Raw genomic sequence first — 14,395 nt, 5'->3', positions numbered from 1 at the left:
AAACGAAAGCGGCGCTATATTATGTTTAATTGCGAGTCGTCTTTATTGGGAATGACTATTTTGTTTAGGCCGAGCAGTTTTTCCTTTTCTTTGCTGAGCAGAACATCGTAGTAGGATATTTTTAAATTTCTTGTCGGGCCGTCTACGGAATCAAGATAAGGGATATAAGCCGTGGGCGGGTTTTGAGCGCGCAGCTTTTCTATATAGACGCTTCTGGCTTTCTCCCAAGAGTGCAGGGCGATGTATTGCACCGAGAAAAACGGCGTAATAATAAGCGCGAAAATAAAAGCCGCCCATGCAAATATACGTATTAAGGGGAGTTTATACGCCTCTTGAAAATATTTAATTAAAAATACAAAGGATACTATCCACATCGCGCTGGCGGAATAAAAGGCTCTGCTGTTGCCCAAAATAGGCGCGCCAGCTAATATCGCCGCCAAGAACAAAGCGGTAAGAAAGGATATGGCCCAATAGAGAAAATCATTGTTTCTTAAAGCCTTGAGCCTTGTGGAAAAAAGCTCAAGCAGCGCCAAGACCATCGTTATCGGCGGAATTAAAAACATACTTACCGCCAAATCCTGCAGTTTGGGATAGTGCCAAGTCAGTTTTTCCAATATGGACGCCTGCTGGAAAAAAGCTATCAGCGGGTGGGCCGCCCTCTTATAAGAGCCCGGCGCAGCGAAAAGCAAAACAAGCCCGATAAAAACGCCAAGGAAAATTATCGTCAGGGCCGGCCAAGTTTTTATCCGTTTGATAAAGCAATAAATTATAAATAAAGAAATAATGATAAAAGCGGCTATGCTGTTATTTTCGTTGCTCATTCCCAAAATAAAAGCGCCGATAAACAGCAAAATTGATTGCCAAATTTTTAGGTTCGGCGTCTTGCCGGTTTCGTATATATGCCTTAAAAATATCAGGAACCATACGAAAGGCAGAAAGCTCCAACTGTAATTGCACGCGCCGCCTAGCCAAAACAAGGTGTTGTCCGGCTGAACGACCAAAAATACGCTCGCCGCCGCGAGTAACACGAAAAGGGGAAAATCCTTAAGAGAAGAAAATTCCGCCCGCTTGCCTTTTATCAGCCTGATAATAGATAACACCAAAAACAATTGCATTAGCGGGTTTAAAATAAGAAACAACCACTTGCCGTTGGCTATTATTATATTGTTTATCAAAAGCCCTATGCGGGGGTTGTTGTGCGTATAAGAAAAGAAATAAGTCTTTACCGCGCCGATTAAATCCGGGCATCGGAATTGATAAAAATATTCGTCTGCGCCGTAGGGGTACAGATAGGAAAAAACAAAAATGAATAACGCAAATAGCGTAAAGGCAAAAGCCCAACAAGTATAATTAAAGTTGATTTTCTTCATATTAAATCACGTTCGGATTGGAAAACATATATAAAGATAAGGCTTCTTCCCGCTCGTCTGTTTGTACGCGCAGGCCCAAATAGTCGGAATATCCGATAAAGCCGAATACCGGGTCATAAAACATTATCGTAAGATTGTCGTTTGGCCCTTTGATGTATTTATAGGGCATTAGGAATACGGTTTTTGATCCTCTTCCTTTTGCTTGCGCTATATCGTTTTGCCTGGCTTTATCCTGGCGGTGCAAGTTTATATACGGGTAAACGAAGGCGGGTGTAAAAGCTATGGCGCAGGCCAAAGCCAGCATTGAGCAATACTTTACCGCTTGAAATTTGTAGGCTTCCTGCAAGTATATTAAAGTGAATACGAAAGAAATCAAAGCCGCGACGGACGCCGTATAAAAGCATCGCCCCGTTATGAACGGCACCGCGAAGAGTACGCAAGCCAATATCCAAGAACATATAAAGAATATTACGGCCAAAATATAATTTTCGTTTTTGAAACGCGCTGGCTTGTCTTTATCCAAAGCGCAAATGAGCAGTGCGATAAAAGTAATTACGGGTATAAGGAACATAGCTTTAATATAAAAATGTATGTGGGAGATATGCCAAAGCAGTTTATCCCGCAAAGATGAATTATTGAAATAATCAAAAATATCCGTGTTCAGCCTATTCCACATAGCAGGCGCGCCGAAAAGCAAGCCTATGCCGAGCGCCAAGCCCAAGGCTGTAAGCCAAAAATGTTTTTTAAGTTTAAGGCCCGCCATATAGAATCCAGCCGCGAAACATACTATAAGCCCCATTGTCAGCGGGCCGCTGTTTTCGCTGCTCATACCTAAAGCCAGCGCGATAAAAAACAGGCCCGCAATCGCTTTTTTGCTTAAATTAAGATTGCCTTTCGCTTTATATTCCAGACGAAGCCAAGTTAAAATCCACAAAAACGGCAGGGCGCTCCAGCTGTAATTGCACGCGCCGCCTATCCAAAATAAAGTGTTATCGGGCTGGGCGACTGCAAATACGGAGAGCAAAGCTATAAGCAGCACGGCGGGGAAATCGGATAATTTTTTAAAGTCGGGCAAACGTAAATGCACCAAAGCGAAAAACGAGAGTATCCATATCGTTTGGACAATCGGATTTAATATCAAAAAACTCCATTTCCCCAAATACAATATTATATTATTGGCTATAAGCCCTATTCGGGCGTTCTCCACCCCGTAGGAAAAAAAGTATTGCTCCAATGCTCCCCAAAGAGTTTGGCGCCTTAAAATATATTCGTCTGCGCCGTAGGGGTAGAGATAAGAAAGAATAAAAATAAACAGGACATAAGTAAAAAAGAACAAACCCCATATTGCCAAGGGTTTGGCCTTAAAATTTTTTATGGTTTCAGTCATTCAATTTTTCCTCTTTGATTATATAAGCGGGGCGATGTTTTACTTCCGAAAATATTCTGCCTACATATTCGCCCAAAATTCCTATCGACATAAGCTGCACCCCGCCAAAGAACAATATCAGCACCGCCAATGAGGCATAGCCCGGTACATCTTTGCCGAAGATTAAAACCTTAAGTATTATAAACGCCGCATATAAGAACGAAAGCCCCGCTACCAGCGCGCCGAAATAGGTCCACAGCCGCAAAGGCATAGTGCTTGCGTTAAAAATTCCGTCCAGCGCGAAATTCCAGAGCTTCCAATAAGACCATTTGGTTTCGCCGGCCGCCCTCTCCGGGCGCACATATCCAACCGAGGCCGTCTTAAAACCCGCCCAATTGAAAAGCCCCTTCATAAAAAGAGTACTTTCGTTTATCTGCTTTATGGCTTGGGCGACATTGTGATCCAGCAGGCGGAAGTCGCCGGTATTTTCCGGTATCGGGCGGCGCGCAAAAAAATTATGCACCTTGTAAAACCAAGAAGATAAAAATTTCTTGGCCGCGCTGTCGCTGTCGCGGTTAATCCTTACGCCAAGCACCATATTGTAGCCCTCTTTCCATTTCTCTACGAAGGCGGGGATAAGATCGGGCGGATCCTGTAAGTCTATATCCATTGGTATTATGGCTTTGGTGTCGGATTTTTTTATGCCGCAGAGGAGTGCGGACTCTTTGCCGAAATTCCTTGAAAGGCTTATATAGTTTATGGCTGGGTTATCCTTGGCGCGGGTTTTGAGTATTTGCAGAGTGCCGTCGGTAGAGCCATCGTCTACGAAAAGATATTTGTAAGTTAAATTAAGCCCTTCCAATACGGGCCCGGTGGAACGTAAAAAAAGGTCTATAGATTTTTCTTCATTGAAAATTGGAACCAAAATAGTTAAATCTTTCATCTCTCCGCCCTCCTGAAAGAATAATGTTTGAAAAGAAAATACGTCATTATCGTAACCAAGGCCAAACTTATCAGCTGTGCGAAATAGATATTCACGCTTAAACGTTCCGTCAATAGATACAGCAGCAAAGCGTTTATCAAATATCCGCAAAGCCATACGCTCATGGCTTTTAGATATTCTTTTACGTATCCGCCCTTAGTTCTAAATACCAAAAATTTCTGCGCCAAATACGAATTGAAAGAAGATAATATATAAGATATAAACAATGCCGCTTGATACCGCTCTTTGCCCAATAAAAATAAAATCACTGCAAAAATAACATAGGAAGCCGCGGTATTGTATCCGCCCGTCGCTATAAATCTTATTGGGCGCGGCAAAGAAAACCATAGCCGAGCGATATTATTTGTTGTTGTCATTTTCAGATTTGTTCCCGTCTTTCCCCGCAAGTTCTTCTTCCGGGAAAAGCATTAAATGGTTTAGAAGGGAAAATTTCTTCTTAAACTCTGTTTTCTGCTCTTGGGGCTTTTCCTCTGCGGTGCTCTTGGCGGGAGTATCGCTTTGTGATATTTCCGCGGTTTTCTTTTTCTTGCGGGGTTTCTTCTCATTTTGTTTCAAAACATCAAAATTCTTCATATCCGGTATAAGGTGTCGTACGCTGGCAAGAATAAAATTCTTCTTTTTTAAAGTTTTTTCCAGCTGTTTGACGCTTTGTCTGGGCGCTGGTTCTTCTTCGTCTTCGGCCATATTTTTGTCAAAGGTAAAATGTTGCTTGGAAAATATGCTGCGCCTGCCCGTTATCAGGAAACTGACTATGCACGATACCGCCGCGTAAGGTGCCACCGTCGCGCCAAAAAGCTCTATCGCCATTACGCTCGCCGCCAAAGGCGTATTGGCCACGCCAGCCAACACGCTTACCATTCCCAGCGATGCGAAAGTGACGGTATCAATCCCCAAAATATGCGCAAAGAAGTATCCTGCATTGGCGCCTATAAAAAGTACGGGGGTAATTAAACCGCCTACTCCTCCGCCTGCGAAAGTAAGAGAAGTCGTGATAATTTTATACATAAACCCGAAGGTTAAGGCCTGATCGCCCGCAAGTATCGCCTCCACCCGTTCCATGCTGAGGCCCAGGTAGGCGGGCGAGGTCAGCAGGGCTATCAATATTATCAGCGCAGCAGCTATAAAACATCGCCAAAAGTTGGAAAATTTGACCGCAATAAAACGGAATATTATCTGCGTTACTTTAAGAGCTTCGATAAATATCAGCCCCACCACGCCAAAGAACAATCCGGCAAAAAACACTTGCAGCAGCGAGCTGTCTATATTTAAAGTTTGCAGGTTCATCGGGTGATAGATGTATTCTACCCCGAACAGGTGCGTAACCTGAAACGCCGTTATGCCCGAAATGAAAGCTGGGAACATAACCTCGTAAAACACCGTACCTACGCTTAACACTTCAAGCCCGAACAGTGCGCCGGATATAGGTACGCCAAATACGCCCGCAAAGCCCGCGCTTACGCCGCATATCATAAGTTTGCGGCGCTCTTGTTTATTAAAAGAAAATAAATCCGAACAAAAAGAAGCCACACCCGCGCCTACGTCCGCGCACGGCGATTCCTTGCCCGCCGATCCGCCAGCGGAGATGGTTATTATGGGAAGGAAAAACGCTTTCGCCGCCGATATTAAAGATATGGGGCGTTTGTCGTTTATCGCGGCTATCGCGTCGTTGGTGCTGTATCCTTTATCTTTGGGATATACTTTTTTTGCCAAGTGGTTTACCAAAAGCAAACCAAGCGGCAGCGCAAAGAAATAGTATTTGAAGGAAGTCGTGTAATCAACCGCGGCGGAAAGCAGTTTTAAGAACATCGCGTTGAATACTCCCACCACCGCGCCTATAAAAACCGAGGCCAGGAACCATTTTAAGATATTAAAAAAGGCAATCCTTCGCCTTAAAATAAATTCGGTCTTCATTATAGATTATAGGACTTCATAAACTCCGCTATGCCGTTCATTACCATATTGACCGACATCAGCACCAATAACATACCAGTCAGCCTTTCCACCGCGATAAGACCGCGTTTGCCCAACATATTGCTTATCGGAAAGGAGAGCAATAATATCGCGGAGTTTATCATCGAGGCTATCAGCAGAGCGATAAGAATCTTCCACAAGTTGCCGCCCGGCGTGGCCGAAAAGATGAGCAGCATACTCAAAGTGGCAGGCCCGGCTATAAGCGGTATGGCCAAAGGAACGATAAAAGGCTCTTCGTCTTTGGGATTGGTTTTTGTCGTTTCGTCTTCAAGCGAGTTGAAAACGAGTTTCAGCGACATTATGAACAGTATTATACCGCCCGATATACCCATGGAGTATTGTTTTATTCCCAGCAGGTCTAGCGCTTTGCCGCCCGCAAAAAGGAAAGTTACCATAATTATGGTGGCTATCGCCAATTCCCTTAGCAACACAAAACGCCGTCTTTCCGGCGAAACTTTTTTGAGAGAAGTTATAAACAGCGGTATATTGCCGAAAGGATCCATAATCAGGATAAGCGTTACTACGGCAGAAAATATAAATTCCATAAAACACCTTCAATATCCAAAATTCAAAAGCAAGCGTTGTTGCGGCCCTATAAAAGAGGGGTGTGTCAATATTAGGAGCCCGAAGAGCATTCCTCTATGTTGATGACTTCACAGATATCCTCATCGTCGCCTGAAGCGGTGCAACAGGTTTCCGTGGTGCCGTCGTCGCCCGAAGCGTAGGTTGTCGTCAAGGTGAAGTTGCCTATGCTTCTGGTGGCGGTAATCTTCGTGCTTTCCAACTTATATGTGAAATAGTCGGTCTGGAAACTGGCTCCCGTAATATTTTCGGACGAGGAATCTTTGTTCGTCCTCAAGTCGAAATCCAGATTCGAAAAATCCGTAGCGTATGCGTCGTTGACCGCGTAGTATCGCACCTGCGCCTTTTCCACCGCGGCGAGTATTCCCATAGCTTCCATCGCGCGCTGTCTTTCCAGCACGTTGAAATATTGCGGCAAAGCTATCGCGCCGAGTATGCCCACCAACAGCACTACCACCAGCAATTCCAAAAGAGTAAAACCTTTCTTATTCATAATACTTTCCCCTTTAAGGTAATAATATAAATATATTTTATAGATATAGTTTATCAGTATGGAAGAAAACAGTCAAATTTTTGATCCTAAAGTGCAGCTAAAATTAAAACTGCCTTATATGGGATTGCCCCCGGGGCATTTTGTCTGCGGGCTGGGTAGTTATGCCGTATTTATTGCGTACGGATACGGGTTCGTCGTAGAAATATATGGATAGATTATCGTAAGGCCCTTTAGGTACCATAAAATAATTTAGGAATACTTCGCTTCGCTTGCTTTTAAGGGCTTGTCCAATTATTGCTTGGCGCAGAGTTTCTTGTTTGTGCAAAGCGACGAACGGGGCTGCGAAAAGAGGGGTTATAATAATGGCGAATATCAAAAAAACATAAGTTATGAATCTAAGGGGTATTTTTGTTAAAGTCAGGGTGTAAGCGAAAGCGATTATTGTCATCAAAGTAGCGGGGTAAAAGGGCCTCAGATTTTTAATTGGCGCAAGGGCCAAGGCGCAGGCCGCGGCCAGGGCCAAAAAAAGCATTACGGCGGGGAATAATAAAGGTTTGAAATCTTTCTGCTTAAGGTAATGGCAGATCAATATCGCCAATGTTATCGGGAAAAGAAAGAAATTGGCCGCGCATGCCTTAAGCGCGTGGGGGATATGGTTTAAAAATTTTGACGCGATTGGCAATTGTTTGAAATAGTCATATTGTTCCATATCCAAGCGGAAATATAGGCCCGGCGCGCTGAAAAATACCGCCAAGCCCGCCGCTATGCCTGCGGCCGCTATTTTAATAAAAGAGGGTATGTCTTTCCCGGTTATTTTGGCGTAAGCCGCGCTTAACAAAACAAGGATAAGGGAAACCGGCCCCAAGGTTTCGCCCGACATTCCGAGCATGAAAGCAAGTAAAAAAAGGCACAAAGGCGCGTATTTAAAGCGCGGGAAAATTTCTTTCCCGCTCATAAAGTATATCCTAATCATTATCAGAAGCGGCAGGAACAGCAAAAAGGGCCATACATAGTTCGAGGCTCCGCCTATCCAAAAGAGATTATTGTCGGGCTGGGCTACGGCAAATACATTTAGAATCAATATGAGCAGAAAAGCGGGGTAATCTTTTAAACTTTTAAAATCTGGCCATTTTAAGAATACCGCATAAAAACAGAGGCCGCTTACGGCAAACTGCAGAAGCGGGTTTATTAGGGCGAAAGCACCGTCTGGCAGATATAGCAGTATTCTTGCCGGGATAATGCCTATCCTAGGGCTGTTGGTAAGATAAGAGAGCAAGAAACCCTGTAAAATGTCCTCGGCATGCAGAGGATAATAGGAATATTCGTCCGCGCCGAGCGGATAAAGCAGGCATAAAGCGGCGCAAAAGCATAAAAAGAAAACTATGCTAACAGCCCAAATGAGTTTTGAAGCCGTACTATTGATATTTTTGCTTGCCATTAAGAAATTTTATTTTTTTGGACGGTGCTTGGCAAACGATTTTATTGCCAGGGCATAGCAGTTTATTTAGGGCCAGCTAAAGCAGAGCTCGGGAAAAATCAAATTTTAATTACAAAAAAAAGGAAAACTCTCATAAACTAAATCCCAGTTTGTGGCGGGGTCTCTTATTTTCGTTTTATGACAAATTGGGAAAATAAAAAGGAAAGGCCTTCTTATATTTTTTTTGTGTAAATTTACGTCAAATTTTAGTGGCGAAAAGGATATTTTAGTACAAATAAAAACGCCCCCTAGGAGAATCGAACTCCTCTCACCAGATTGAAAATCTGGTGTCCTAACCGATAGACGAAGGGGGCGTAAAGTTCGCTTGCCGCGAACATACCATTTTGCGCTCGGTGAGGCTCGAACTCACGACCCCCCGCTTAAAAGGCGGATGCTCTACCACTGAGCTACGAGCGCTTAAAAATCTGTTTGAAAGAACAAAAAATAATGGGGTTTAACCCCAACACATATATTTTAACAAAATTAAAACGGCTTGTCTACAAAAATTGAAAAAATCAACTTTATTCAATTTACCGCAGTTTGTTAAACTTGGTTCCAACATTATATATATTATATCAAAAAATTGGCTTTAAGGATTAAGGTAGTATTTTTTAATCGTCATATGGTTTCTGGGCAAGTCTGCGGATATTATTATATAATAAGATTTTAGAGAACTTTAAGGAATCTACACACAGCTTTAATATATAAGGAGATTTGTATGGGAAAGAAGATAGTATCGTCCGATGCGGCGCCCAAGGCGATAGGGCCTTATTCACAAGCGGTCAGGAACGGAAGCTGGGCATTTATATCGGGTTGTTTGCCGGTTGACCCCATAACAGGTGAGCTTGCGGGCGGTGACGTACGCGCGCAAACCGAGCGCGTATTGGAGAATTTGGGCGAGATACTAAAAGCGTGCAAGATGGATTTTAAACATGTATTGAAGACTACGGTTTTTATGACTGATCTATCTTGTTTTGCGGATATGAACGAAGTTTATGCCGAGTTCTTTAAGGATAATCCTCCTGCACGCAGTACGGTGCAGGTTGCGGCTCTTCCGAAGGGGGCCTTGGTAGAGATAGAGGCGATAGCCAGAAAGTAGGGCTGAAAGATTTAAGGCGCGGTATCCAATCCGCGCCTTTTTACGATAAGTGAGGGAAGAGGGAAATGTCTTTAGATTTAAAGGAAAGCGAATTTTTTAAGCAGAAAAGGGCGGGTGTATTATTGCCTTTATTTTCCATGCGCAGTGCTGGCGACTGGGGCTGCGGCGATATGGGTTCTTTAAAGGAATGGATAGAATATTTAAGCGGTTACGGGGTTAGTATACTTCAGATTTTGCCGATACACGAAACTGAACCGGGGCAGAACTGCCCTTATTCGGCGTTAAGCGCGTATGCGATAGATCCAATATATATAAGTATAAATGACGTTTCCGATGTGGCGGCTTCTCAGCAGGCGCAGGATTTGATTAAGCAATACGGGGAGGAAATAAAATTCTGGCGTAGCGAGAAGAAGGTCTTTTACAGGTTTATCAAATCGGCCAAGTATAAGGTATTGTGGGCGGCGTACGAGCACTTTTGGAATAACGAGAAATCTGCCAATACCGCCCGTTACGAACAATTTTTGGAATTTCATCAAAAGCACGCGTCTTGGCTTGTGCCGTACTGCATATTCAGGAGCGCCAAGGACAATTTGGGCTGGACCAGTTGGAAACATTGGGAGAAGCGTTTAAAAGAGTTGGATTTAAACTATTTGCGGGAGTATTCCGTATCCAACTATAAGCAGATGATGTTTTTTAGTTATTTGCAGTGGCAGCTTCAGCTTCAGCTGGCGGAAGTCAGGCGTATAGCCGCTTCGCGGGGAGTGCTTTTGTTTGGGGATATTCCTTTTGGCGTCAATTTAGACAGCGCCGACGTGTGGAGCAATCAGAGCAAATATTTGGACGGCTATGAAATCGGTGCGCCCAAGGATCAATTTTCGGAAGGGGGGCAGAAGTGGGGTTTGCCCGCGTATAACTGGCCTGCGATAGAACAAAGCGATTTCAATTTATGGCGCGGCAAGATAGCGCGCGCCTGCGAGATATACGATATGTTCCGCTTGGATCATTTTGTAGGATTTTTCAGGACGTGGATATTCGGCCCCGGCGACGACATCGGCAAGTTTGATTTGGAGGGGGAGGATAAACAAAAAGCGCGCGGCGCGGCTTTTATGGAGGCTGTCTGCCAATCGGCGGGCGGCAAATTGCCCATAGGGGAAGATTTGGGCGTTATACCCGATTATGTACGCGCTTATATGAAGGAGGTTTCCCTTCCCGGCTATAAGGTAATCAGGTGGGAGAAAGACAACGAAGTGTTCCGCGAGCCGCGGGAGTATCCTTTGGCTTCGCTTGCGACTACGGCTACGCACGATACGGAAACATTAAGAGAGTGGTGGGATATTATGCCCGATTGGCAGCGCGCTAATGTATGGGAAATGATTTCGGCGCAAAAGACGGACGGCAGAGTCCCTTTCACGGCGGAGGTGCACCGCGCGATATTCAAGCGGGTAATGGGTGCCGGTTCTTGCTTTGTGATTTTCCCTTTACAGGATATAATAGGGGAAAAGGAGCGTATAAACACGCCCGGTACAGTCGGCGAGGAGAATTGGAGTTACCGCGTCCCGTTTGAGACGGCGGAATTCAACTCCGCCTATTTGGATAATATGCGTATGTTTAAAGAGGAGGCGCAAGCCTCGGGGCGCATATAGCGGAAATTATCCGGAAAAGGGCAAAAAAACAGTTGCAATATCATTAAAAAAAGATAATAATGTCTTTTAAAGAAGAACCTAACAGAGGAGGGCTGTGAGATGCGTGTTTTTAAGAGTAACACAACCAGAATAGTTATAGCTTGCTTTATAATATTTATGGCTATACCGTTTATATTTGTTGAAAGTTCGGGCGAAGGCAGAAGAAGCGACGTATCAATCCCGTTGGAAACGACGTCCAACCCTCTTTCCAAGATAATAGACAGAATAGGATCTTTTTACGGATTTAAGAAACGGCCCGCCCGCGCTTCGTTTAACAAAAGCGGGGCTGCGCCTTCCGATAACGGAGAGGTGCTGGCTTCGCTTAAGCGTCCCGCGGAGCTATCTTCCGAAGGGCGGATAGAAGGTGCGGGTTTGCCTGCCGCGGGCGGCGATATTTTTTCTTCCGACGGTTCTTCTTCCGACGGTTCTTCTTCCGGCGTTAGCGTAAGCGGCGGCGGTGCGGTGCCTGCGGGGCGACTGCCGCAGGTTAAAGAATATGTCCGTATGGACGGGGAAACTTACGAAGTAGTTACCGATCCGGCGGGCCGCAAGTTTGTGGCTATGCCCGACGGTTTTGTCCCTTACGAAAAATTGATGTCCGATACCGTATCTCAGGAGGAGTTTGACGCCGCGCGTGCTCAAGCGCCTGACCTTGAAGATTGGGAAATTTTTGAGGCTCTAAGAAGCCCCGGCGGCCTTCCGGCTTATTTGGCGAGCGGCGGCAATAATGTCTTTTACAGGGACGATACCCCCGGTTATTATGACAGGGACGGCAAAGAAGGCAGCAGGCTGTTCGGCCTGCGCGCTGGCGGCCGCGGCGGAGAGGAAGATGATATCTACGACGAGCGCAAACTTATAAAGAGCATTGTTGACAATAAAGAAAAAATCTCCTCTAAAAAAAGCGGTATTAGCGGCGGTATGCGCGTGAAATATGTGGAAGGCAAAAAAGCTCAAGACGCGGATAATGCCGACACGCAAAATAATAATACTTTTGCTTCTCTTATAGAAAACGGCGTAATTATCGGCGACGAAAAAGTGGGGGTAAAGGCGGCTTCAAATTCCCAGAGGTCTTTTAGGGAACGCAATAAAGAATCCGAATTGGATAAAACCATAAAGCTAAAAGACGAAAGCGTAAATATCTATATGGCAAAAGCTATGGGCGTAGCCAATTTCTCTAAGGAAGACGAAAACGGCGAAGAACTAAAAAACCCTTGGGTATATCCGGAAGTATTGGGGGCAAAGGATGCTCCTGGTAAAAAGTTCTTTGACAGCAATGCAAATGTTTTTGAGGGCAAGGAATATATCAAAGACAATTTTATTCAAAGCGATACGCTGTATCAGTCCGCGATAAATGACTTAAAGGATTTAAAGAATAAGAATAACCTTAATATTAAGCTTGCCGTGGTTGACGGGCTTGAGGAAGACGGCAAAATAAAAGCGGTCTCCAAGGATACCTTCCACTATAAAATAATATCAAGTCTGATAGAAGGGGAGGATAAATTCGGCCCGTATGTAGATATAAAACCCGCCGATAAATCAGATACTTTATTGGTCGTCTCCGACCCGGATACGCTTAATAATTTAAAAAAGGCGGGCTATAATGCCGTTTTGTTTAACAATTATGCGATAACCCCCTCCGATATGAGCAATTTCTATACAAGCACCTTAAAGGAAGTTGCTAATATGGCTCGTTTAAAACAGGAAGGTATTGCGAACCGTCAGGAAGTCCTTGCCAAAACCAAGGATATCGCGGAAGCTAAAGTAGGCATTAGGGGAATATAGGACCAAAAGTCCTTAAAAAATAGGTCCAAATTCCCTTGAAAACAAGGTGTATTTATAATAGCATTAAGTTATAGGAATATTTTTAAAGGAGCAGTAAATATGAGGTTTAAGATAATAACGGCGGCTTTATTGTTGGGCATAATGGCGGGCTTTTCGGCCGATGTAATGGCGCAGGTGGGGGTACCGCACAGCAAAAGGGGGACGGGCAGCCTTTGCGATTATGATAGCAGGACAAGATATTATAGCTGGGACAGCGTTTTTTGCAGTCCTTACGGCGGCGATATGGAGTTTATAGAATTCTGCTATGAAGATTCGATCTCCCGCGGTTATGTGATAGATAAAGACTATACGGATGCAGGCGGATACGTAACAGCCTCTGCGGCACTGTGCGGGCGGCTTGAAGGGCTTAAGTTCTTTCTTGACAAGGGTTTTTACCTTGACGAAGTAAACAGAGATTCAATGCAGACTCCTTTGCAAGCTGCGGCGGAACAAGGCCGCTATGAGGTTTGCAAGTACCTTTTGGATAAAGGAGCAAGCCCTCTAAAGAAGTCTTACGCGATACACGAAGACGCATACTACTATGCTAAGCAATCGGGTGTGCAGAGCGTAATCAAATTAGTGGGCGACGCATGGCGCAAATGGCAAGGATTGGCGGAAGCCAGACGCGAACAGTATAAGAAAGAAATACAGAATCTTAATCTTAACGATTATGAGAAGTTCAAACTGAAACATAATCTTGGCAATTTTAAAGCGGAGATGTTCTTTTCTTAATACTTTGTAAAAAGACAAAATTTAAAAGCCCGCCTATTTCGGCGGGCTTTTTTATGGATAGGACCAAAAGTCCTTAAAAAATAGGTCCAAATTCCCTTGAAAACAAGGTGTATTTATAATAGCATTAAGTTATAGGAATATTTTTAAAGGAGCAGTAAATATGAGGTTTAAGATAATAACGGCGGCTTTATTGTTGGGCATAATGGCGGGCTTTTCGGCCGATGTAATGGCGCAGGTGGGGGTACCGCACAGCAAAAGGGGGACGGGCAGCCTTTGCGATTATGATAGCAGGACAAGATATTATAGCTGGGACAGCGTTTTTTGCAGTCCTTACGGCGGCGATATGGAGTTTATAGAATTCTGCTATGAAGATTCGATCTCCCGCGGTTATGTGATAGATAAAGACTATACGGATGCAGGCGGATACGTAACAGCCTCTGCGGCACTGTGCGGGCGGCTTGAAGGGCTTAAGTTCTTTCTTGACAAGGGTTTTTACCTTGACGAAGTAAACAGAGATTCAATGCAGACTCCTTTGCAAGCTGCGGCGGAACAAGGCCGCTATGAGGTTTGCAAGTACCTTTTGGATAAAGGAGCAAGCCCTCTAAAGAAGTCTTACGCGATACACGAAGACGCATACTACTATGCTAAGCAATCGGGTGTGCAGAGCGTAATCAAATTAGTGGGCGACGCATGGCGCAAATGGCAAGGATTGGCGGAAGCCAGACGCGAACAGTATAAGAAAGAAATACAGAATCTTAATCTTAACGATTATGAGAAGTTCAAACTGAAACATAATCTT

At 44.4% G+C, this 14,395-nt stretch carries 13 protein-coding genes and 2 tRNA genes; 5 read left to right on the top strand and 10 right to left on the bottom strand.

Translation table 11 applies throughout. From position 1 onward, the window contains the following. Positions 1 to 14: 14 nt before the first annotated feature. From ACQY3M_RS06090 to ACQY3M_RS06045, 10 genes are all read right to left on the bottom strand, one after another. Positions 15 to 1,370: a DUF6056 family protein gene (locus tag ACQY3M_RS06090; protein WP_428066777.1), complete on the bottom strand. Its 1,356-nt coding sequence runs from the start codon at positions 1,368 to 1,370 to the stop codon at positions 15 to 17. A 1-nt stretch (position 1,371) separates the two neighbouring features. Continuing rightward, complete coding sequence (locus tag ACQY3M_RS06085; RefSeq protein WP_428066775.1) at positions 1,372 to 2,757, bottom strand: DUF6056 family protein; 1,386 nt, start codon at positions 2,755 to 2,757, stop codon at positions 1,372 to 1,374. Then, on the bottom strand, positions 2,750 to 3,679 hold the full coding sequence (locus tag ACQY3M_RS06080) for a glycosyltransferase family 2 protein (protein WP_428066774.1): 930 nt from the start codon (positions 3,677 to 3,679) through the stop codon (positions 2,750 to 2,752). The genes ACQY3M_RS06085 and ACQY3M_RS06080 overlap by 8 nt, the downstream gene beginning before the upstream one ends. Continuing rightward, positions 3,676 to 4,095, bottom strand: a complete 420-nt coding sequence (locus ACQY3M_RS06075) for a GtrA family protein (protein ID WP_428066772.1) — start codon at positions 4,093 to 4,095, stop codon at positions 3,676 to 3,678. Before ACQY3M_RS06075 ends, ACQY3M_RS06080 begins: the two co-directional genes overlap by 4 nt. Further along, a complete protein-coding gene (locus ACQY3M_RS06070) occupies positions 4,079 to 5,650 on the bottom strand; it encodes a chloride channel protein (protein WP_428066771.1) in 1,572 nt (523 codons plus the stop codon). The genes ACQY3M_RS06075 and ACQY3M_RS06070 overlap by 17 nt, the downstream gene beginning before the upstream one ends. Continuing rightward, entirely contained in the window at positions 5,650 to 6,255 is a 606-nt protein-coding gene (locus ACQY3M_RS06065; protein WP_428066769.1) for a MarC family protein, read from the bottom strand. The genes ACQY3M_RS06070 and ACQY3M_RS06065 overlap by 1 nt, the downstream gene beginning before the upstream one ends. Positions 6,256 to 6,326: 71 nt before the next feature. Further along, positions 6,327 to 6,785 carry a type IV pilin protein gene (locus tag ACQY3M_RS06060; protein WP_428066767.1) on the bottom strand — a complete coding sequence of 153 codons (459 nt, stop codon included), beginning with the start codon at positions 6,783 to 6,785 and terminating at the stop codon, positions 6,327 to 6,329. A 103-nt stretch (positions 6,786 to 6,888) separates the two neighbouring features. After that, positions 6,889 to 8,223: a DUF6056 family protein gene (locus ACQY3M_RS06055; protein ID WP_428066765.1), complete on the bottom strand. Its 1,335-nt coding sequence runs from the start codon at positions 8,221 to 8,223 to the stop codon at positions 6,889 to 6,891. A 281-nt stretch (positions 8,224 to 8,504) separates the two neighbouring features. Next, positions 8,505 to 8,576: transfer RNA gene (locus ACQY3M_RS06050), tRNA-Glu, on the bottom strand. 31 nt (positions 8,577 to 8,607) lie between these two features. Further along, positions 8,608 to 8,679, bottom strand: a tRNA-Lys gene (locus ACQY3M_RS06045). A gap of 301 nt (positions 8,680 to 8,980) precedes the next feature. Here ACQY3M_RS06045 and ACQY3M_RS06040 point away from each other — a divergent pair. The 5 genes from ACQY3M_RS06040 to ACQY3M_RS06020 form a co-directional block, all read left to right on the top strand. Further along, entirely contained in the window at positions 8,981 to 9,361 is a 381-nt protein-coding gene (locus ACQY3M_RS06040; protein WP_428066763.1) for a RidA family protein, read from the top strand. 65 nt (positions 9,362 to 9,426) lie between these two features. After that, positions 9,427 to 11,004, top strand: a complete 1,578-nt coding sequence (gene malQ / locus ACQY3M_RS06035; protein ID WP_428066761.1) for a 4-alpha-glucanotransferase — start codon at positions 9,427 to 9,429, stop codon at positions 11,002 to 11,004. 99 nt (positions 11,005 to 11,103) lie between these two features. Then, entirely contained in the window at positions 11,104 to 12,825 is a 1,722-nt protein-coding gene (locus tag ACQY3M_RS06030) for a hypothetical protein (protein WP_428066759.1), read from the top strand. A gap of 99 nt (positions 12,826 to 12,924) precedes the next feature. Beyond that, complete coding sequence (locus ACQY3M_RS06025) at positions 12,925 to 13,596, top strand: ankyrin repeat domain-containing protein (RefSeq protein ID WP_428066757.1); 672 nt, start codon at positions 12,925 to 12,927, stop codon at positions 13,594 to 13,596. A 160-nt stretch (positions 13,597 to 13,756) separates the two neighbouring features. Next, the coding region (locus ACQY3M_RS06020) for an ankyrin repeat domain-containing protein (protein WP_428066755.1) at positions 13,757 to 14,395 on the top strand (639 nt) is incomplete at its 3' end.

The sequence above is a fragment of the Candidatus Proelusimicrobium volucris genome, from assembly GCF_959605025.1.
Classification (GTDB): domain Bacteria; phylum Elusimicrobiota; class Elusimicrobia; order Elusimicrobiales; family Elusimicrobiaceae; genus Proelusimicrobium; species Proelusimicrobium volucris.
This window is presented reverse-complemented; position numbering and strand designations above follow the sequence as displayed.

Coding starts and splice junctions, on each gene's coding strand:
- ACQY3M_RS06090 (WP_428066777.1), bottom strand. CDS start 1,370: ATGAAGAAAATCAACTTTAATTATACTTGTTGGGCTTTTGCCTTTACG.
- ACQY3M_RS06085 (WP_428066775.1), bottom strand. CDS start 2,757: ATGACTGAAACCATAAAAAATTTTAAGGCCAAACCCTTGGCAATATGG.
- ACQY3M_RS06080 (WP_428066774.1), bottom strand. CDS start 3,679: ATGAAAGATTTAACTATTTTGGTTCCAATTTTCAATGAAGAAAAATCT.
- ACQY3M_RS06075 (WP_428066772.1), bottom strand. CDS start 4,095: ATGACAACAACAAATAATATCGCTCGGCTATGGTTTTCTTTGCCGCGC.
- ACQY3M_RS06070 (WP_428066771.1), bottom strand. CDS start 5,650: ATGAAGACCGAATTTATTTTAAGGCGAAGGATTGCCTTTTTTAATATC.
- ACQY3M_RS06065 (WP_428066769.1), bottom strand. CDS start 6,255: ATGGAATTTATATTTTCTGCCGTAGTAACGCTTATCCTGATTATGGAT.
- ACQY3M_RS06060 (WP_428066767.1), bottom strand. CDS start 6,785: ATGAATAAGAAAGGTTTTACTCTTTTGGAATTGCTGGTGGTAGTGCTG.
- ACQY3M_RS06055 (WP_428066765.1), bottom strand. CDS start 8,223: ATGGCAAGCAAAAATATCAATAGTACGGCTTCAAAACTCATTTGGGCT.
- ACQY3M_RS06040 (WP_428066763.1), top strand. CDS start 8,981: ATGGGAAAGAAGATAGTATCGTCCGATGCGGCGCCCAAGGCGATAGGG.
- malQ (WP_428066761.1), top strand. CDS start 9,427: ATGTCTTTAGATTTAAAGGAAAGCGAATTTTTTAAGCAGAAAAGGGCG.
- ACQY3M_RS06030 (WP_428066759.1), top strand. CDS start 11,104: ATGCGTGTTTTTAAGAGTAACACAACCAGAATAGTTATAGCTTGCTTT.
- ACQY3M_RS06025 (WP_428066757.1), top strand. CDS start 12,925: ATGAGGTTTAAGATAATAACGGCGGCTTTATTGTTGGGCATAATGGCG.